The sequence below is a fragment of the Brevibacillus sp. NSP2.1 genome (genome assembly GCF_000470975.2).
Classification (GTDB): Bacteria; Bacillota; Bacilli; order Brevibacillales; family Brevibacillaceae; genus Brevibacillus; species Brevibacillus agri.
Genome location: NZ_CP048274.1, coordinates 1,547,222 through 1,564,538 on the forward strand (window position 1 = coordinate 1,547,222; position 17,317 = coordinate 1,564,538).

A 17,317-nucleotide genomic window follows, 5' to 3' on the forward strand; every position below is an offset into this window, starting at 1 on the left:
AAGGGGGCTATTCGGGCGGCAATGGAGGACGTAATGTCCATCGTAGGGTCTGACAATTTCATCATAGTGCGGACATGTTAAGGGAGAGTAGAGGCAGCATGAAGCATTTGTTAATTTTGGGCGTAGTGCAAGCGAGGAGGGCAAGCACCTGTTTTTTTTATTTTGCCGATCAACTAGACAGGCATCCATACGGACAGCAGTCGGCTATCATAAGCTGAAAAGAAGTGCTGGTCCTTCGCACAAGGTCAGCTCTGCTCTACGACGTGAGAAGAGAGGAGAGGAAAGCCATGGGATGCAGGCGCGGCGGCGGTTTTGGCTTCGGAGGTGGCGGGTTTTTCTGGATCATCCTCATCATTCTTCTGGTCACTTCTTTCTGGGATGATTAAGCTCTGATTGGCAGCACAAGCAAAAAAGACTCTGCACGCGGCTTGCGAGCCGAGCCGGCAGAGTCTTTTTTGTACAGAGAAAAGATTCTTATCCGTAAAAGCGGAACTAAGGCAGCGCCAATGGTTTGGCGCGACCAAGTTTTCGAACTGTTGGAACAAACTGTTGGAACAAAGCCAGAAGCTTTACGCCTTCAAATGCTGCAAAAACTGGCGGGTGCGCTCCTCGCGCGGCGACGAGAACAGCTTGGCCGGGGTATCGCGCTCGACGATGACGCCCTGGTCCATAAAAATGACCTCGTCGGCCACTTCGCGGGCAAAGCCCATTTCGTGCGTGACGACGACCATCGTCATCCCTTCCTGGGCCAGCTCCTTCATGACTTTCAGCACTTCGCCGACCAACTCGGGGTCGAGCGCAGAGGTCGGCTCGTCGAACAGCATGACTTGCGGGTCCATCGCCAGCGCGCGGGCAATCCCGACACGCTGCTGCTGGCCGCCGGAGAGCTGTGCCGGGTAATGGTCGAGCTTGTCGCCTAGCCCTACTTTGGACAACAGCTTGGCCGCTTTGGCCCGCGCGCTCTCTTTGCTTTCCTTTTTGACGGTCACAGGGCCTTCCATGACGTTTTCCACGGCGGTCATGTGCGGAAACAGGTTGTAGCTTTGAAACACCATCCCTGTCTGTTTGCGCAGCCGCGGGATGCTTGCGCGTTCAACCTTTTGCGAAAAGTCCAGCTTGACCTCGCCGATCTGCACGCTGCCGCTGGTCGGCACTTCCAGCGCGTTCAGGCAGCGCAACAGCGTCGTTTTCCCGGAGCCGGAAGGGCCGATGATGACGACGACCTTTCCTTTTTCCACGGTCAGGGAGATGCCTTTTAACACGTGCAAGTTGTGAAACTGTTTATGCAAATCCGTGATGGTAATCATCTGGGTTCACCTGCTTTTTAGACGTAGCGGTCCAGCTTGTTTTCAATCCGGTCCTGGATGAAAGAGAGGACGAAGCAAATCATCCAGTAAATGAGCGCCGCCTCCGAATAGACGAGCAGCGGCTCATAGGTCGCGGCGACGATCTCCTGTGCCTTGCGAAACATCTCGGGAACGAGAATCGCCGCCGCCAGCGACGTATCTTTGACCAGGCTGATGAACGAGTTGGACAGGGGCGGAACAGAGACGCGTGCTGCCTGGGGAAGCACGACCCGGCGCAGCGCCTGCCAGTAGGTCATCCCGAGCGAGTACGCCGCTTCCCACTGTCCTTTGTGAATGGACAGGATGGCAGCCCGCACGACTTCGGAAGAATAGGCGCCGACGCTGAGCGAAAAGCCGATGATCGCAGAAGGGAACGGGTCGATCATGATGCCGACGCTCGGCAAGCCGAAGAAAATGATGAACAGTTGCACCAAGAGCGGCGTCCCGCGAATGAGCGATACATAAAAACGGGCGATGCCCACCAGTGGCTTGATGCCGGACAGGCGGGCCAAAGCGGTTAAAACAGCGATAATCAGGCCGAAGAAAAAAGAAACGATGGCAAGCGTCAAAGAATAGAGCAAGGCTCCTTTCAAAAGAGGCAGAAAGGAGCTTTGCGCAATATCCATCCATCGGTTCAGGCGTTCCGGGTTGTCAAAGAAGTTACTTAGAAACATCTGCACCAAACCATTTCTCGGAAATTTTTGCGAGGGTACCGTCTTTCGTCATATCATCCAGCGCTTTGTTGAACGCGTCAACCAGCTCTGTGCTGCCTTTGCGGAAGAGGAACCCGTTTTTCGCGACGTTCGGATCTTTGGCGACAATTTTGATCGGCGTATCCGGCTTTTGCTTGAGGAAGTCCAACAGCGACAGGCCGTCGTTGATCGTGATGTCGACACGCTTGGAAGTGAGCAGGTCGATCGCCTGGTTGAAGCCTTCTACCCCGACGATTTCTGCGCCGTTTTTCTTCGCGATGTCCGTGAGGTTGCTCGTCAGCGTCTGTGCCGCTTTCAAGCCTTTGATATCTTCAAAGCCTTTGACGGTCGTGTTGTCCTTGTGGGTCACAAGAACGGCCGTCGAAACGGTGTACGCATTGGAGAAATCGTATTTTTCCTGACGGTCCGGGCGGATTCCCACCTGGTTCGCCACGACGTCAAAGCGCTTGGAATCGAGTCCGGCGAACATGGCGTCCCACTGAGTTTCCTGGAACACAGGCTCGACGCCGATGCGCTTGGCGACTTCCGTTACGACTTCTACGTCATAGCCGGTCAGCTTGCCAGATTGGTCGTGGAAGGTGAACGGAGCGTAAGTGCCCTCGGTTCCGATCAAGATTTTTCCGTCCGCTTTTACTTTTTCCAGCAAGTTTTGCTCTTTTTTCTCTTCGCTCGCTGCTGGTGCTGCGTTGTTTTGTGGCGCTTGGGAAGAAGAAGAGCCGCAGCCTGCCAAAGCGACCAGTAAGGTAGATGCGAGAACGGAAAACAATAGCTTTTTCATAAAGGAACCCCCACTAAACCGATATGTTTTTTTGATAGGAACATACTAAAAGGGACGGACAATTTTGTCAACGAACGTTTACTTGGTGATGTCTTCGCCGAACCATTTTTCGGAGATGGATTTCAGCGTGCCGTCCTGGTGCATGTCATCGAGCACCTTGTTGATCGCGTCCACCAGCTCTGTGCTGCCCTTGCGGAACATGAACGCGGTCGGCTGGCCTTCTTCGTTTTTGGTCACGATCTGAATTGGCGTGTCCGGCTTTTGCTTCAGGAAGTCGAGCACGGACAGGTTGTCGTTGATGACGACGTCGACGCGTTTTTGTGCGATCAGGTCAATCGCCTGGTTGAAGTTGTCGACGGCGACGATCTCCGCTCCGTGCGAACGGGCGAGGTCGGCGTAGTTGCTGGTCATGGACTGGCCTGCCTTCAAGCCTTTGATGTCAGCGAAGCCTTTTACAGCCGTATTGTCCTTATGGGTGACGAGAACGGCGCGGGAGATCGTGTACGGCTTGGAAAAATCGTATTTTTCCTGGCGGTCTGGGCGAATCCCTACCTGGTTGGCAATCACGTCAAAGCGTTTGGAATCCAGTCCGGCGAACATGGCATCCCACTGGGTTTCCTGAAACACCGGCTCGACGCCAAGGCGCTTGGCGACTTCGGTCACGACCTCGACATCGTATCCGGTCAGTTTGCCGGACTGGTCATGGTACGTAAACGGCGAGTATGTCCCTTCCGTTCCGATGACGAGCTTTTTCTCCGCTTTGACTTTTTCCAGCAGGTTTTGCGACGCTGCTGGCGGCGTTGCATTATCGGATTGGGAAGGCGCGCCGGAGCTGCTGCAGCCAACGAGTCCCAACAACAGGCAAGAGAGCAGAGTAGAGAAAATGACTTTTTTCATGATGATAATCCCCTTTATGTTGATCGAATTTCATGGATTCATAGTAGTAGGCTCATCGGGCTTTGTCAATCATAAAAATGCTAAATCCGATTCGGTTACTATGAATTGGTTTTTGCGCAAACGGTTCCTTTTCAGGATTCTCCAATTGCCCCGGGGCTATGTGCGAACGAGAGCCGCTTATTGTGCAAGTAGTGGTTGAGGTTGTGGGCGCACATAGCGTACAATGAGTACGACCTTGGGAGTTTGCCTGCTTTTTTATGGAGAAAAAGCGGTGAAATAGATGGGACAACAACGAACCGATAAAAGGAGTCAATCAGCATGTTAAACGACTGGCGTATGTACACGGATGCAAGCGGAACGGAGCAAAAACACGTAGCCTGGCATGAAGTATTGCGGGAAATTGCGCAGTTGGACGGCGTGAACCGGACGCTCGTGCATGCGGCTTACGGCGACCATGTGGATCTGGTGGTGGCTGGCGGAAACAAAGGCAAGGTGCTGGTTCAATGGAAGGAACACGAGCCGGGCGAGCAGCATTTTGTGTTGACCACGGGCGAGCAGAGCGCGGTGATGGCGTCGCTCGTCATTGAAGGCGGCGAGGCGGTGTTTCCGCTCTCCTGGTGCATCCCGCTGGAGAAGGCTGTCCCGCTGTGCGGCGATGTGCTCCGAACTTGCGACAAAGGCGAGCCACAAGAACTGCAATGGCTGCCAGTAGAAATGTAGGCGGGGGAAGCGGGCGATGGAATTTCAAACGTTGCAGCAATCCGTTCTCATCATGGCCGTCATTATCGGCATCGGTAGCCTGATCGGTTACCGCCAGCCGCTGACGGCCGATTCCCGTCAGCTTGTCATTACGATCATTATCAACGTGGCGATGCCGTGTATCATTTTGGACGGAATTTTTCAGACGCAAATCGACCATCAGCTTTTGATTCAAATTTTTGCAATATTCGTCATTTCGATCGTCCTGAACTGTCTGGGCATTTTTCTCGGTTGGGCGGGGGCCAGGACGCTGCCGTTGCCTGCGAAAAAGCGGCGGGAAATCGCGATTTTGTCCGGGCTTGGCAACACCGGCTTCATCGGGCTTCCGCTGTGCGCCGCCTTGTTCGGGCCAAAAGGCGCCTTGCTGGCGGCGATCTTTGACGCTGGCGTAGACGTCGTGCTCTGGACGGTTGGCGTCATGATGCTGCAGGAAAAAGGCTCGTTTTCGCTGAAAGGGCTGAAGACGCTTGTCAACATTCCGATGATTGCGATTGTATTCGGACTTGGCTCCGCCCTGGTCGGCTTTGCCCCGCCAGAGCCGGTCAAGCATCTGTTCGGCACGCTCGCGAAGCTGGCTTCGCCGCTCGCCATGATGTACATCGGGATGCTGCTTCCGCTGTTTTTGCGCAACAAGCCGCAAGTGTCCCTCCCGCTGCTCGGGATGCCGCTGGCCTTCAAGCTGTTCGTCTTTCCGCTGCTGACGGCCTTGCTGCTGTCGACCTTTTCGCTGGACAGCGATATCGTCAGCGTCACGCTCGTGCAGGTGGCGATGCCTACGTTGACGCTCGCCTCGATTCTGTTCGGGCGGTACAAGGCCGACGAGGAAATGGGCGCGATGACGACGGTGTTTTCCACACTGCTGGCGCTATTGACGATTCCAGCCGTCGTGCTGATGGGAAACTGGCTGTTGCACTAAAGCGTGCTTGCGCCAGGAAAAGCTCCGGTCCTGCCGCAGATGGCAGGCCGCTTTTTTTTAGGCGCAAGCACTGAAACGAATAAGAACAACCGAAAGTCTAACAAGATAGAAACAATCCGACAGCAATGGAATGGAGGAACAAAGATGAGAGGAAAGACATGGATGGCCGTTGCGCTGAGCCTCCAGCTTTTTGCCGTGGCCCCGGCGCTCGCGGCAACGGGCGGTACGCAAACGGCGACGGTTTTGGTAGATGGAAAAGCTGCGGCTCTGCAAAAGCAGGCGATTCTCCAGCAGCAGAAAACATACGTGTCTGCCGCGGACGCAGCCAGCTTACTGCAAGCGGCCTGGACGCTCGACGGACAAAAAGGGCAGTTGAAGCTGGGCGAGCGGACGATTGTGTTCCAGTTGGACGCGGAAACAGTGACGGTGGACGGCAAGCCGGTAGCAGGCGGCGAGGCTGCGCTCGTCCGCGGCAAAGAGGTGTACGTGCCGCTGCGCTGGCTCGTGGAGCAGGCAGGGCATGAGATTGCCTGGAATGAGGAGAAAAAGGCGGTGGAAATCGTGTCGAAAGCGCAAAACGATGCATTTGTCCTCGTGGACGAAAAACAGTTGAGCAAAGAAGAGCAGGACTTCATCGAGTCGGTCAAAGGAAAGCGGGGCGTCCATCAGCGGGGAGACTTGTACGTCATTGCCCGCGGCCAGGCTCCCCATCCCGGCTATGGCTTGCAAGTTACAAAGGTCGAGCAAAAATGGGAGCAGCTTTTTGTGTACGTCAAGCAGACAGAGCCTGCGCCGGGGATGATGTATCCGCAAGTGATCGCCTACCCGTATTTGACGGCAAAAGTGAAGCTCCCACCGTACACGACGATCTCGTTTATAGACGCGGATACGAACAAGCCGCTGTTCGAGGGTCAGGCGCAAGGGCAGTAGGCGTTTTCCCAAGCAGCGTTTTGGCGCTTGTTTTTCGCGTGAAGCTGGTATATGATGGTGGATAAGATTTACCTAATCCTTGGGAATGGAGGTGTATGTACGTGTTCGGAACTGTTCAGGCATGGTTTGTGGTAGAAACTTCCAGTATGACGCATGATTTTTCTTTCAACGGGACCAGTCTGCCCATTTTTGCGCATACAACTGAACGGAGTTTCCACAGGCGTACCATGCATCGACCAGGGACGGTTTGTTCTTGTTCATAATGGGTGACTGACTCGCGCGGCGTTTTGCGCTGGCGAGTGGCTCCCCTTACGATGCCGCAGGTAATGGCCTGCGGCTTTTTTGCGTCCATTTTTGCCTGTTCGCGGGCAAGCGCGGGGGCAAAAGTCGGCCGGGGCCAGCCAAGGAAGTCCATTATTTTAAACCGTTATCACTAACCAGGGAGGAAATGAACTCATGATTATCGTCGCGACTACACAATTGGAAAAATCGTACGGAGCCGATCCGGTTCTGCAAGGCGTTACACTGGAAATAAAGGCGGGCGAGCGGGTAGGGATCGTCGGGCCGAACGGAGCGGGGAAAACGACCTTGTTCAAGCTGCTGGCCGGAATCGAAAGCCCGGATGCGGGCGAGTTGTACCGCGCCAAAGGAACGGTATGGGCATACTTGCCGCAGTCTCCGCACTACCCGGCAGACTGGACGGGCGAGGATGTGGTGGCAAGCGCGTTTGCCGATGTGCGTCACATTCAAGAGCAGATGCGCGAGCTGGAAGGGCAGATGGCCCTGCTCTACGAAAACGAGGCCGAGTTGAATCGGCTGATGCAGCGCTACCAGAAGCTGCAGGACGAGTTTGAGCAGTTGGAAGGCTACCAGTGGGAGACGCGCATGGCGCAGGTGACGCAAGGCTTAGGCGTCAGCGCGGAGCTTTTGGCGACGCCTTTTGCCCAGCTTAGCGGGGGCGAAAAGACGAAGGCGGGGCTGGCCAAGCTTTTGTGCCAAAAAAGCGACGTCCTGCTGCTCGACGAGCCGACCAACCACCTCGATGTGGAAGCGATGGAGTGGCTGGAGCAATTTTTGCAGAGCTATCCGGGAACGGTGTTGATTATTTCCCACGACCGCTACTTCCTGGATGCCGTCGTGACGTCGATCTACCATGTCGACGGCGGGGAAGCGGAGTACTACATCGGCAACTACAGCGCTTTTGCCGCCGAACGGGAGGAGCGCTTGCTGCGGCAGTTTGCCGCCTATCAGGAGCAGCAGAAAAAAATCAAAAAGATGAAGGAGACGATCAAGCGGCTCAAAGAGTGGGGTAACCGCTCCAACCCGCCGAACGAAGCGTTTCACCGCCGGGCGAAGAGCATGGAAAAGGCGCTGGCGCGGATCGAGCGGATCGAGCGGCCGAAAATGGAAGCCGACCGGATGGGCTTGCAGTTCAATAAGACCGACCGGAGCGGCCAGGATGTGCTGATCGTAAAAGGCGTGCACAAAGCGTACGGGGGCAAGCCGTTGTTTTCCGACGCCAGCCTGCTTTTGCGCTTCGGGGAGCGAAAGGCGTTGCTCGGGCCGAACGGCTGCGGAAAATCGACGCTGATCCGCATGCTGTTGGGCGAGATCGAGCCGGATGCGGGCACGCTCAAACTGGGCAGCAGCGTCAAGGTCGGTTATCTTTCGCAGCAAGCGCTGGAAGGGGACCAAAACCAGCGGCTGATCGACGCGTTCCGCGACGTGGCGAAGGTGACGGAGGCAGAAGCGAGGCATTTGCTGGCGCGGTTTCTGTTTTACGGCGAGCATGTCTTCAAGCGGATCAGCCAGTTGAGCGGCGGCGAGCGCATGCGGCTGCGCCTGGCCCAGCTCATGCACCAGGACATCAACCTGCTCATCCTGGACGAACCGACCAACCATCTCGATATCGAAGCGCGGGAAACGCTTGAGGAAGCGCTCGCTGATTTTCACGGCTCCTTGTTCATCGTCTCCCACGACCGCTATTTTTTGCAAAAAATGGTCGACGGCGTCTTTTGGGTGGAGGACCGACAGCTTGTGCACGACGTCGGCAACTATGAGGAAGCGCGCGAAAAGCAGAAGCGGCGCAGCGCAGCGCGGGCTGACAGGCTCGCGGAGGAATCGCGCGGCAAAGGGACCAAGCCAGAGCGGCCAGCGGCAGAAAGCAAACCGTCTTCGGCAGGCGCGCCCGCTTGCGCACAGACAAAACGCCCCAATGCCTACAAGCTGTCCGAGCTGGAAGCGCGCATTGCCAGACTGGAGGAGCAAAAAGAGCGCTTGAACAGGCTGCTTCTGGAGGCAGGGGCGGACTACCAGCAACTGGCGGAGTGGCAAAAGCAAATCGAGCAGGTGCAAGCCGAACTGGATGAGTCGTACTTCGCCTGGATGCAAATGCAGGAAGCATAGGCGCAACTCGCTTTTGCCTGGAGCTTGAGCAAACCAAAAGGCAGCGGAGGCCGCGGACGAGAAAACAGTCCGGGACTTCCGCTGCCTTTGGCGTTTGCCGCGCATACGGGCTTTTGCTTAATTCGAGGTTTGCATGGTCGGCTCCGGGTCGGGCAGCCGCCGATAGCTGCCGAAAAACCAGAGCAGAATCAGCACCATCAGGACGCCGCCGAGAAAAAACGGTCCGCTGTGGGAAAATTGGTAGACCGCGCCGCCTGCCAGTGGACCCAAAATCCGTCCGAGGCTGTCCATCGAGCTGATCGCCCCGCTGGTCACGCCTTGCCCTTGCGTAGTGCGCTGCGTAATCATCGCGGTAGCGGTTGCCCGGATCATGCCTTGTCCAGCCCCGAACAAGGACAAAATCAAGGCCAGCGCCCAAAAGTTGCCGGACAGCGGAATCGCGAAAAAGCCGATGCCGTAAAAGATCATCCCCAGCGCAAGCACAGAGGCTTCCCCGAACTGCTTGACCAGCCTGCCGATCAGGCCGCCCTGCACCAAGGCCGCGATAATGCCCATGACGAGGAACATGTAGCCGAGGTCTTTGGACGTAAAGCCGTACAGATCGCTGATGAACAGTGCAAAGGTCGTCTCCAGTCCGGAAAAGGCGAACGAGACGACAAACAGGATCGCATAGAGCAAAGACAGGGAACCGAACAGAGAAGTGAACGGGTTTTCCCTTGCTTCTTTTTGCAGGCTCGTCCGCTTTTCCTTGGGCAAGCTCTCCGGCAAGGCGACAAGAATGAAGAGGAACGTAACGAACGCGACGATTCCCGAAGCGTAAAACGGAATCGCAAACCCGTACCCGCTGAGCAGGCCGCCAATGACGGGGCCGAACACAAAGCTGAGGCCGATTCCGGCACCGACTACGCCCATTCCTTTTGCCCGCTCTTCAGACGGAAACAGGTCTGCGACCATGGCTGTTACCGTAGGCAGAGCCGCTGCGGAGACGATGCCGCCCAGGATGCGGTACATGAGCATTTCCGCATAGCTGTCCGCCATCCCAAACAGGATAAACGTGACGGCAAAGCCGAGAAGGCCAAAAGAGACGAGCGGCTTTCGCCCGATCCGGTCGGAGAGGCTTCCCCATACAGGTGCGAACAATAGCTGCATGATGTTGTAGCTGGCGAACAAAACGCCGATTTGAAAGGAAGACGCACCCAGTTTTTCTGCAAAGAAAGGGAGAATGGGAATGATGATGCCAAACCCGAGCATGGTCAAAAAGGCGATGAAGAACAAGAGGGCCAGGTACTTCTTATTCACAACATTTACCTCGTTTCACACAAATATCAGCTACTATTTGCTTGCATTTTCCACCTTACGTGAACGAAGTGTCGAAGTCAAGCGAGCGGCGTGGGCAGCATTGCCGATAGCGTGCTATAATGGAAAAGAAACAAGAATCGTTTTGCAAGTTGTCCAGTATATATCCATGAGGTGTTTGTCACATGTCTACTGCAATGCTGTACTACCTGGCCTGGCATGAAGATGACTGGCTGGATGAAGTTCTCGACCGCTTTCCTGAGGTGAATGCGATCGTGCCTACAGCGAAAACGTTTGAGCTGATCGCCGGGCAACGGGAGTCGAATGAGGTGACGCGCGCGGTCCTCGTCTTGAATGCGGCACAGGAGCAGGACAGATGCCGCGAATTTTTGCGTCTGTGCCAGGGACATCCCCAGCTTTCCAAAGATCCGCTGTACATTGTCGGATTGAAGCCTGAAGAGGAGGAGGCGTGGCAGGAAGCGTATCCGCATGCGAAGATCATCGTCATTACCGGCTTTGCTGTCGAGTTTGACTACGATGCCGTCCTCGCGAGGATGGAAATCGATCTGGAGGGAGCCCATTGAAAGCGAACCCCAATGAGTTCGATTTAAAGGCGTTTCTGCACCGCTTCGGTTTGTTCATCTACACGGGAGACCCGGAGGGGGATCTGCTCTTGATAGAGGACGAGATTCGCGAGCTGTACGAATTGAATGTCATTGAAAAAGAAGAGTTTATGGAGGCCATGTCAGCCGTGCGCAGCAAGCGCAAGGCGCTGGACGGCCGCTAACCGAAAAAAAGAAAAACCGGAACGAGGCGTGTTTATCTGCCGCTCTTAGGATGCGGCGGTGATAAGCGCGTTTTTTTGTGCAGATCAGGCTTCGCCAATGGCTGGACGCAGCCGCGACCGCTTTCTTAAGAAATTCTTCATAAATCCTTTCCAAAAACGTAAGGCATTCTCTCCATTTTAGAAAGGTTTACCCTGTAGCATAGAGAGCAGGATGGAGAGAAGGAGCGGCGGTGGCGATGACAGACTACGCAACGTTTTTGCGGGAATTATGGAAAGAACTTTTACGGCAGCTCGTTCCCGATGAAGTTTCGGTGATGAGCCTGGGCGCAAAGATCGCGCATGAGGATGCGGCTTTTTCCGTTGTGTACGCAGCCGTTTTTTTGGCGGCGCTCATCGGAGTGGCGGCGAGCTACATCGCCGGAGCATGGATGGGCGCACCTGCTCTGGCCCGGCTGTTCGGCCGCCGCTGGGCTGCCCGCCTGCGCCCGGGATGGGGACTTGGGCAAAGGGAGCGGGAATATGTAGGCTGGGTACTGGCGATCAGCGTTTTTATCCCGGTGGTTCGCTACCTCGTTCCTTTTGCTGCGGGCTTGTATCGGTTGCCGCTGCGCCAGCTTTTGCTGTTTTTTTTGTCCAGCACGTTCGTCTGGACCCTTCATTATTTTCTCATGGGCTACTGGTTCCCGGACGAGTTGGACGCGCTGTTGGCAGGAGTGTACCAGTACAGGAAAATTACGTTGGTGACGGCAGTTGTGGCCGCCGTCTCCTACATCACGATTCGCCAGTACATGCGAATGAAGCTTTGGATGGGAGCCACAAGCGCGAAGCACAGGGGAGAATTGCAAAAGGAGCCGACTGCCTGAGAGGGAAAACGCCCAGGACAGCCGGCTCTTTTTCATGTTGGGGAAGGCGCCGCGGGCAGCTCCCAGCCGAAGCTGTCAAACCACTTGTTCCGCCTGTAATTGGCAATCGCCTGTCTGACATACGGAATGACGTTGTCCGGCAACTGGTCGAGGTCCGCCCAGACCAGCTCGTCGCATTTGTCCGGTTCGGCGTTCACGATCTCGCCCTGCCAGCTTGTGGCGGCGACAAAAAAGTCGATTCGCTCGTCGGTGGAGCGCCTGTGCATGACGCCGACGAGCGAGAGGGCAGAGGGAGCAATCTCGATGCCGCACTCTTCCCGGGCTTCGCGGATGGCCGCTGTCTTGACTTCCTCGTTTCCATCCAGATGTCCGGCCGGGACGCTGTAATTTCCGTCCTCATAGCCTGTATTGTAGCGGCGCAGCAGCAAAATCTCGTTGCCTCTCACGAGAAAAAGATGCACGGCAACCGGCATGGTAAAATGGGTTCGCATAGCGCAGCTCCTTTTCTCAGCCTTCTTCTGGACGATGATTTTCCGCAGCTTGTCTGCGCCGTTTTTCCCTGTTCTTTTTCAGGACGGGCGAGCTGCTCATGGCGGCAAACAGCATGCCGAACCCGGCGATTGCCAGCACGATGCCAATGATGAGGTAGATGGTAGAAGACATTCGAAAAAGACCTCCTTATTCTATGAAAGCAAGCATGAATCTGACTTTGAACTGTGCTATAATGGCACAGTGTGTTTTACCCGATACTACGTATTGACTTATAGAAAAGCACAGGGAGGATTTCGCGAGATGACTCAGCATACGTCTGTCGATCAGCTATCCATTAACACCATCCGCACGTTGGCTATTGATGCCATCGAAAAGGCCAATTCCGGCCACCCGGGAATGCCGATGGGCGCTGCCCCTATGGCTCATGTTCTGTGGAGCCGTTTCATGAAGGTCAACCCTAGCAATCCGCAGTGGATGGACCGCGACCGTTTTGTCCTGTCTGCAGGACATGGCTCTATGCTATTATACTCGATGTTGCATTTGATGAAATACGATGTTTCGCTGGAAGACCTACATAACTTCCGCCAGTGGGGCAGCAAGACGCCAGGCCACCCGGAGTTTGGGCATACGGCTGGTGTTGATGCGACGACCGGACCGCTGGGACAAGGAATCGCGATGGCTGTCGGGATGGCCATGGCGGAAAAACATATGGCGGCTGTTTACAACCGCGACAACTTTGACATCGTCAACCACTACACCTACGTCATTTGCGGCGACGGCGACCTGATGGAAGGCGTGTCCAGCGAGGCTTCCTCCCTGGCGGCTCACCTGAAGCTCGGCAAAATGATCGTGCTCTACGATTCGAACGATATCTCCCTGGACGGCGAGCTGTCCCGTTCCTTCTCGGAAAACGTGGCGGCACGCTACCAGGCATACGGCTGGCAATACTTGCGCGTAGAAGACGGAAACGATCTGGCAGCGATCGAAGCTGCAATTGCAGAAGCGAAAACAGATCTCGACCGTCCTACCTTGATCGAAGTCAAAACCGTCATCGGCTACGGCAGCCCGAACAAAGGCGGCTCCAGCGCTTCCCACGGCGCACCGCTCGGCAAGGACGAAGTGAAGCTGACAAAAGCGAACTACGCGTGGACGCATGAAAACGAATTCCACGTGCCGCAGGAAGTAGCCGACTTCTACGCAAGCCTGGCAGAAGCGGGCGAAAAAGCGGAAGCCGCGTGGCGCGACAAGTTTGCGGCTTACGCCAAGGCGTACCCAGAGCTGGCTGCGCAATTCACGACAGCACAGGAAGGCCACCTGCCGGCAGGCTGGGATGCGAACATGCCTGTGTACGAAGCAGGAGCCAAACTGGCGACTCGCGTAGCTTCCGGCAACGCGATCAACGCGCTGGCGAAAACCGTTCCGTTCTTCCTCGGCGGTTCCGCTGACCTGGCTCATTCCAACAACACCGTCATCAAAGAAGCGGGCAACTTCCTGCCAGGCTCCTACGAGGGCCGCAACATCTGGTTCGGCGTTCGCGAGTTCGCCATGGGGGCAGCCCTCAACGGGATGGCTTTGCACGGCGGCGTGAAAGTGTACGGCGGTACGTTCTTCGTCTTCTCCGACTACCTGCGTCCGGCGATCCGTCTCTCTGCACTGATGAAGCAGCCAGTGGTGTACGTGTTCACGCACGACTCCATCGCGGTCGGCGAAGACGGTCCGACGCACGAGCCGATCGAACAGCTCGCTTCCTTGCGCGCGATGCCGGGACTGACCATTTTGCGTCCGGCAGATGCGGTGGAGACGAACGAAGCGTGGAAATACGCGGTATCCCGCACAGACGAGCCAGTCGTTCTGGTGCTGACTCGCCAAAACTTGCCAGTCCTGCCTGAGACGATCGAAAAAGCGGCAGAAGGCGTGACCAAAGGCGCTTACGTACTGGCGGATGCGCCAAGCGGCAACCCGCAGCTCATCCTGCTGGCTACCGGCTCCGAGGTGTCTCTGGTGATGCAAGCCCGCGAAGAGCTGCTCTCCCGCGGAATCGAAGCGCGCGTCGTGTCCATGCCGAGCTGGAACCTGTTCGAGCGCCAGCCGAAAGAATACCGCGATGCGGTCATTCCGCCAACGGTAAAAGCACGGGTAGCCGTGGAAATGGGCTCTCCGATGGGCTGGGAGCGTTACGCCGGGGATGGCGGCAAAGTCATCGCGATCAACCAGTTCGGCGCATCCGCACCAGGCGAGCGCATTATGCGCGAGTACGGCTTTACGGTGGAAAATGTGGTCGCAACAGCAGAAGAGCTGCTCAAATAAATGGTTTTTGCTCCGTAAAAAAAGCCTATCTCTCTCGGGAGATAGGCTTTTCCAGTGACAAATGGGAATCAGTATGGAATGATAGACACGTGCCAAAACCAAAAGGAAGAAACTTTTTTCAAAAGCATCCGTCTATATAAGATGCGGGGGAGAGAGAAAACCAGGAGGTAAGAAATGGCAACAAAGGCCAAGAAGAAAGTCAGGAAGAAGAAAAACAACTTGCTGATGATTGCCGTAGGATTCGCAGTCTTTCTCATCTTGAGCGTCATTGGGGGATACTTCTCCCTGTTGTATGCGGGAGACCGGATGATTGCGGAAAACGAACAGAAGCTGAAAGATTTGAAAACAGAACCAACCGTCATATACGACAAAAACGGCGAAGAGATGACGAGCCTGATTCGTCAAAAAAACCGTGAATACAAGCCGATCAACGAGATGCCGAAAATTTTGATTAACGCGTTCCTCGCCGTCGAGGACAAACGCTTTTTCGAGCACAAGGGCGTCGACATGATCCGGATCGGCGGAGCCATTATCAATGACATTAAAAAAGGTTCACTGGCTGAAGGGGGAAGCACGATTACCCAACAGCTAGCCCGCAACGTATTTCTCACCCTGGACCAAACGTTTTGGCGCAAGACGAAAGAGATGAGTATCGCGATCGGACTGGAGCGCCGATATTCGAAGGATCAGATTTTGGAAATGTACTTAAACCGCGTCTATTTGGGCGAAGGGGAGTTCGGCGTCGAGGATGCGTCCAACTACTACTTCGGACACTCTGTCAGCGATGACGAATTCACCATTGCCAAAGCAGCGATGCTGGCGGCGATTCCGAAAGCGCCGACGACTTATTCGCCGTTCAACGACCCGGAAAAGGCGAAGCTGCGCCGGGATACCGTCATTCGCCTGATGTATGAGCAGGGCATCATTACCGAAGCGCAAAAAAACGAAGCGCAGGCAGAGCCGCTGCCAACCGAACCGACGGAAGTAGCCGGAGCCAGCCTGAAAAAAGGCTACCGCGCCTTTTTCGACCATATGGTAGAGGAAGCGGACGCCAAGTACGGCGTGACAGAGGAAGAGCTGTACCGCGGCGGCTGGCAAGTGTACACGACGTTTGATCCGAAAGTGCAGGATGCCATGATCGCCGAGTATGCCAACGCGAAAAACTTCCCGAAAGACGGGGCGAAGCGCGGCGTCGAATCGGCCATGATCGTCGTGGATGCGAAAAACGGCGGCATCGCCGGGATGATGGGCGGCCGCAACTACGCGGCAAAAGGCTTCAACTACGCGACAGACATGAAGCGTCAGCCGGGCTCCAGCTTCAAGCCGCTGGCTGTGTACGCGCCAGCGATTGACTCAGACAGCAAGTGGGGGCCAAATTCTTCGCTCAGCAACAAAAAGCAGAGCTTTAACGGCTACGAGCCTCGCAACTACAACAACAAATACAGCGATTCCGTAAGCATGAACCGCGCGTTGATCGATTCCCTCAACGTGCCGGCGGTTTGGCTGTTGAATGAGATCGGCGTCCAAACAGGCATCGATTACTTGCAAAAATTCGGCATCGAGCTGGCGCCGGAGGACCGTAACCTGGCGATTGCGCTCGGAGGTCTCAGCAAAGGGACGTCTCCGCTGAAAATGGCGCAAGCCTATACCGCTTTTGTCAACGGCGGGGTCATGTCCGAGGCGCACACGATCACGAAAATCGAAAACAAGAGCGAAGGTGTCGTCCGGGAGTACGAAGGCAAACAGACCGAAGTACTGAAGCCGAAAGCGGCTTGGGCTGTTCACACCATGTTGGAAAGAGCGGTTCAGGAAGGGACGGGGAAAGCGGCCCGCATCTCCGGTCGCCACGTTGCCGGAAAAACGGGTACGACCCAGTCGATCGCCGGGGACAGCAGCGTGAACAAGGATGCCTGGTTCGTCGGCTATACGCCGGAATACGTCGGCGCCGTCTGGATGGGCTTCGACCCCGAGGACAAACAGCACTTGATGCGCCAGGGCAGCAGCTTGACCGCGCAAATGTTCTCCAAGGTGCTCGCAGCAGGCTTGAAGGGCGTGAAGGCGACAGACTTCGTGCGGCCGGATGGCGCAGTGGAGGAACAGCCGGAGGAAGAAGCAGCCCAACCGCTGCAACTGGCGGCAGACCTGACACTCGACAACAACCAGTTGAAAGTCGTCTTGAGCTGGATTGGCGGAGCGCCTGATTACACATACGATGTGTACCGCGTCAAGCAAAATGGCGAGCGCGAGCTGATCGCGGCGGGATTGAAGGACACGACGTTCGTCGATGCGCTGGATAATCCGAACGAGTACCGCTATGTCGTCGTTCCGCGCAACGCCCAGGGCGAGGAGCAGACGCCTTCGCCGATTACGAGCATTAACTCGCAAAACCTGGAAAACTTGATTAATGCAGGAGATGGCCATCACGAGGACGGCAACAGCCAGGAGCAAAACCCGGACGGAACAGGAACCGACAACGGCGACGGCACGATCCAGTTCCCGCCGAACTTTGGCGGCAACAACAATCCGGGCAACGGCGGCCAACCAGGCGGCCAAGATCCGAACGGAGGCCAGGGAAATCAAGGCAATCCAGGAAACCCGGGAAATGCTGGCGAAATCCCGCCAGACATCGCCAATCCGGGCAACGGGCAATCAGGCGGTTTCACAGGCGGCAATCAGCAGCCGGCACAGCCTGTAGATGGCGCTCAGCAACAGACTGATCCCAATGGAACGAATGGCGGTTGAGTAGCATAGGATAGACAACTCGACAGATTCAACTATTTGCACATCTTCTTTCGCGTGGTACAATACCAGTAAATCGGGAGACAGG

Annotated in this window: 16 protein-coding genes; 9 read left to right on the forward strand and 7 right to left on the reverse strand. The window is 55.8% G+C overall.

Going from position 1 to position 17,317, the window contains the following annotated elements; all coding sequences use genetic code 11:
• Positions 1-569: 569 nt before the first annotated feature.
• The 4 genes from M655_RS07570 to M655_RS07585 all read right to left on the reverse strand — a co-directional run bounded on the left by M655_RS07570 (position 570) and on the right by M655_RS07585 (position 3,734).
• Positions 570-1,307 (reverse strand): amino acid ABC transporter ATP-binding protein, encoded by a 738-nt coding sequence (locus M655_RS07570; RefSeq protein ID WP_026557838.1) that lies wholly within the window; start codon positions 1,305-1,307, stop codon positions 570-572.
• Between the two features lie 17 nt (positions 1,308-1,324).
• On the reverse strand, positions 1,325-2,020 hold the full coding sequence (locus M655_RS07575; protein ID WP_025843858.1) for an amino acid ABC transporter permease: 696 nt from the start codon (positions 2,018-2,020) through the stop codon (positions 1,325-1,327).
• Complete coding sequence (locus M655_RS07580; RefSeq protein WP_025843859.1) at positions 2,007-2,837, reverse strand: amino acid ABC transporter substrate-binding protein; 831 nt, start codon at positions 2,835-2,837, stop codon at positions 2,007-2,009. The genes M655_RS07575 and M655_RS07580 overlap by 14 nt, the downstream gene beginning before the upstream one ends.
• A gap of 78 nt (positions 2,838-2,915) precedes the next feature.
• A complete protein-coding gene (locus M655_RS07585; protein ID WP_025843860.1) occupies positions 2,916-3,734 on the reverse strand; it encodes an amino acid ABC transporter substrate-binding protein in 819 nt (272 codons plus the stop codon).
• A gap of 318 nt (positions 3,735-4,052) precedes the next feature.
• On the opposite strand from M655_RS07585, the gene M655_RS07590 reads away from it, so the two are divergent.
• From M655_RS07590 to abc-f, 4 genes are all read left to right on the forward strand, one after another.
• Positions 4,053-4,454 (forward strand): hypothetical protein, encoded by a 402-nt coding sequence (locus M655_RS07590; RefSeq protein WP_005836559.1) that lies wholly within the window; start codon positions 4,053-4,055, stop codon positions 4,452-4,454.
• Between the two features lie 16 nt (positions 4,455-4,470).
• Entirely contained in the window at positions 4,471-5,409 is a 939-nt protein-coding gene (locus tag M655_RS07595; RefSeq protein WP_005836557.1) for an AEC family transporter, read from the forward strand.
• 144 nt (positions 5,410-5,553) lie between these two features.
• Positions 5,554-6,339: a stalk domain-containing protein gene (locus M655_RS07600; RefSeq protein WP_026557839.1), complete on the forward strand. Its 786-nt coding sequence runs from the start codon at positions 5,554-5,556 to the stop codon at positions 6,337-6,339.
• A gap of 456 nt (positions 6,340-6,795) precedes the next feature.
• On the forward strand, positions 6,796-8,745 hold the full coding sequence (gene abc-f / locus M655_RS07605) for a ribosomal protection-like ABC-F family protein (RefSeq protein WP_007778966.1): 1,950 nt from the start codon (positions 6,796-6,798) through the stop codon (positions 8,743-8,745).
• 117 nt (positions 8,746-8,862) lie between these two features.
• Here the strand turns inward: abc-f and M655_RS07610 are convergent, their stop codons facing one another.
• On the reverse strand, positions 8,863-10,044 hold the full coding sequence (locus tag M655_RS07610; protein WP_005836552.1) for an MFS transporter: 1,182 nt from the start codon (positions 10,042-10,044) through the stop codon (positions 8,863-8,865).
• Between the two features lie 182 nt (positions 10,045-10,226).
• On the opposite strand from M655_RS07610, the gene M655_RS07615 reads away from it, so the two are divergent.
• The 3 genes from M655_RS07615 to M655_RS07625 all read left to right on the forward strand — a co-directional run bounded on the left by M655_RS07615 (position 10,227) and on the right by M655_RS07625 (position 11,691).
• Positions 10,227-10,625, forward strand: a complete 399-nt coding sequence (locus M655_RS07615) for a hypothetical protein (protein ID WP_005836550.1) — start codon at positions 10,227-10,229, stop codon at positions 10,623-10,625.
• Positions 10,622-10,828, forward strand: coding sequence for a YqgQ family protein (locus M655_RS07620; protein ID WP_005836548.1), 207 nt, complete (start codon positions 10,622-10,624; stop codon positions 10,826-10,828). Before M655_RS07615 ends, M655_RS07620 begins: the two co-directional genes overlap by 4 nt.
• Before the next feature lie 236 nt (positions 10,829-11,064).
• Entirely contained in the window at positions 11,065-11,691 is a 627-nt protein-coding gene (locus M655_RS07625; protein ID WP_026557840.1) for a DedA family protein, read from the forward strand.
• 32 nt (positions 11,692-11,723) lie between these two features.
• Here M655_RS07625 and M655_RS07630 read toward each other — a convergent pair whose 3' ends face one another.
• Both M655_RS07630 and M655_RS07635 read right to left on the reverse strand, forming a co-directional pair.
• On the reverse strand, positions 11,724-12,182 hold the full coding sequence (locus tag M655_RS07630; protein ID WP_005836543.1) for an NUDIX hydrolase: 459 nt from the start codon (positions 12,180-12,182) through the stop codon (positions 11,724-11,726).
• 16 nt (positions 12,183-12,198) lie between these two features.
• The gene (locus tag M655_RS07635) at positions 12,199-12,354 is read right to left on the reverse strand and encodes a hypothetical protein (protein WP_005836541.1); all 156 of its coding nucleotides are present in this window, start codon (positions 12,352-12,354) and stop codon (positions 12,199-12,201) included.
• 129 nt (positions 12,355-12,483) lie between these two features.
• Between M655_RS07635 and tkt the strand changes: the two genes are divergently transcribed.
• Both tkt and M655_RS07645 read left to right on the forward strand, forming a co-directional pair.
• Positions 12,484-14,490, forward strand: a complete 2,007-nt coding sequence (gene tkt / locus M655_RS07640; RefSeq protein WP_005836539.1) for a transketolase — start codon at positions 12,484-12,486, stop codon at positions 14,488-14,490.
• 174 nt (positions 14,491-14,664) lie between these two features.
• Positions 14,665-17,232 carry a transglycosylase domain-containing protein gene (locus M655_RS07645; protein ID WP_026557841.1) on the forward strand — a complete coding sequence of 856 codons (2,568 nt, stop codon included), beginning with the start codon at positions 14,665-14,667 and terminating at the stop codon, positions 17,230-17,232.
• Positions 17,233-17,317: the final 85 nt, after the last annotated feature.

What these genes read in the sequence shown, in the direction of transcription:
- M655_RS07590 (WP_005836559.1), top strand. Translation starts at nt 4,053, where the DNA reads ATGTTAAACGACTGGCGTATGTACACGGATGCAAGCGGAACGGAGCAA.
- M655_RS07635 (WP_005836541.1), bottom strand. Translation starts at nt 12,354, where the DNA reads ATGTCTTCTACCATCTACCTCATCATTGGCATCGTGCTGGCAATCGCC.
- M655_RS07575 (WP_025843858.1), bottom strand. Translation starts at nt 2,020, where the DNA reads ATGTTTCTAAGTAACTTCTTTGACAACCCGGAACGCCTGAACCGATGG.
- M655_RS07630 (WP_005836543.1), bottom strand. Translation starts at nt 12,182, where the DNA reads ATGCGAACCCATTTTACCATGCCGGTTGCCGTGCATCTTTTTCTCGTG.
- M655_RS07570 (WP_026557838.1), bottom strand. Translation starts at nt 1,307, where the DNA reads ATGATTACCATCACGGATTTGCATAAACAGTTTCACAACTTGCACGTG.
- M655_RS07625 (WP_026557840.1), top strand. Translation starts at nt 11,065, where the DNA reads ATGACAGACTACGCAACGTTTTTGCGGGAATTATGGAAAGAACTTTTA.
- abc-f (WP_007778966.1), top strand. Translation starts at nt 6,796, where the DNA reads ATGATTATCGTCGCGACTACACAATTGGAAAAATCGTACGGAGCCGAT.
- M655_RS07645 (WP_026557841.1), top strand. Translation starts at nt 14,665, where the DNA reads ATGGCAACAAAGGCCAAGAAGAAAGTCAGGAAGAAGAAAAACAACTTG.
- M655_RS07615 (WP_005836550.1), top strand. Translation starts at nt 10,227, where the DNA reads ATGTCTACTGCAATGCTGTACTACCTGGCCTGGCATGAAGATGACTGG.
- M655_RS07595 (WP_005836557.1), top strand. Translation starts at nt 4,471, where the DNA reads ATGGAATTTCAAACGTTGCAGCAATCCGTTCTCATCATGGCCGTCATT.
- M655_RS07585 (WP_025843860.1), bottom strand. Translation starts at nt 3,734, where the DNA reads ATGAAAAAAGTCATTTTCTCTACTCTGCTCTCTTGCCTGTTGTTGGGA.
- tkt (WP_005836539.1), top strand. Translation starts at nt 12,484, where the DNA reads ATGACTCAGCATACGTCTGTCGATCAGCTATCCATTAACACCATCCGC.
- M655_RS07600 (WP_026557839.1), top strand. Translation starts at nt 5,554, where the DNA reads ATGAGAGGAAAGACATGGATGGCCGTTGCGCTGAGCCTCCAGCTTTTT.
- M655_RS07580 (WP_025843859.1), bottom strand. Translation starts at nt 2,837, where the DNA reads ATGAAAAAGCTATTGTTTTCCGTTCTCGCATCTACCTTACTGGTCGCT.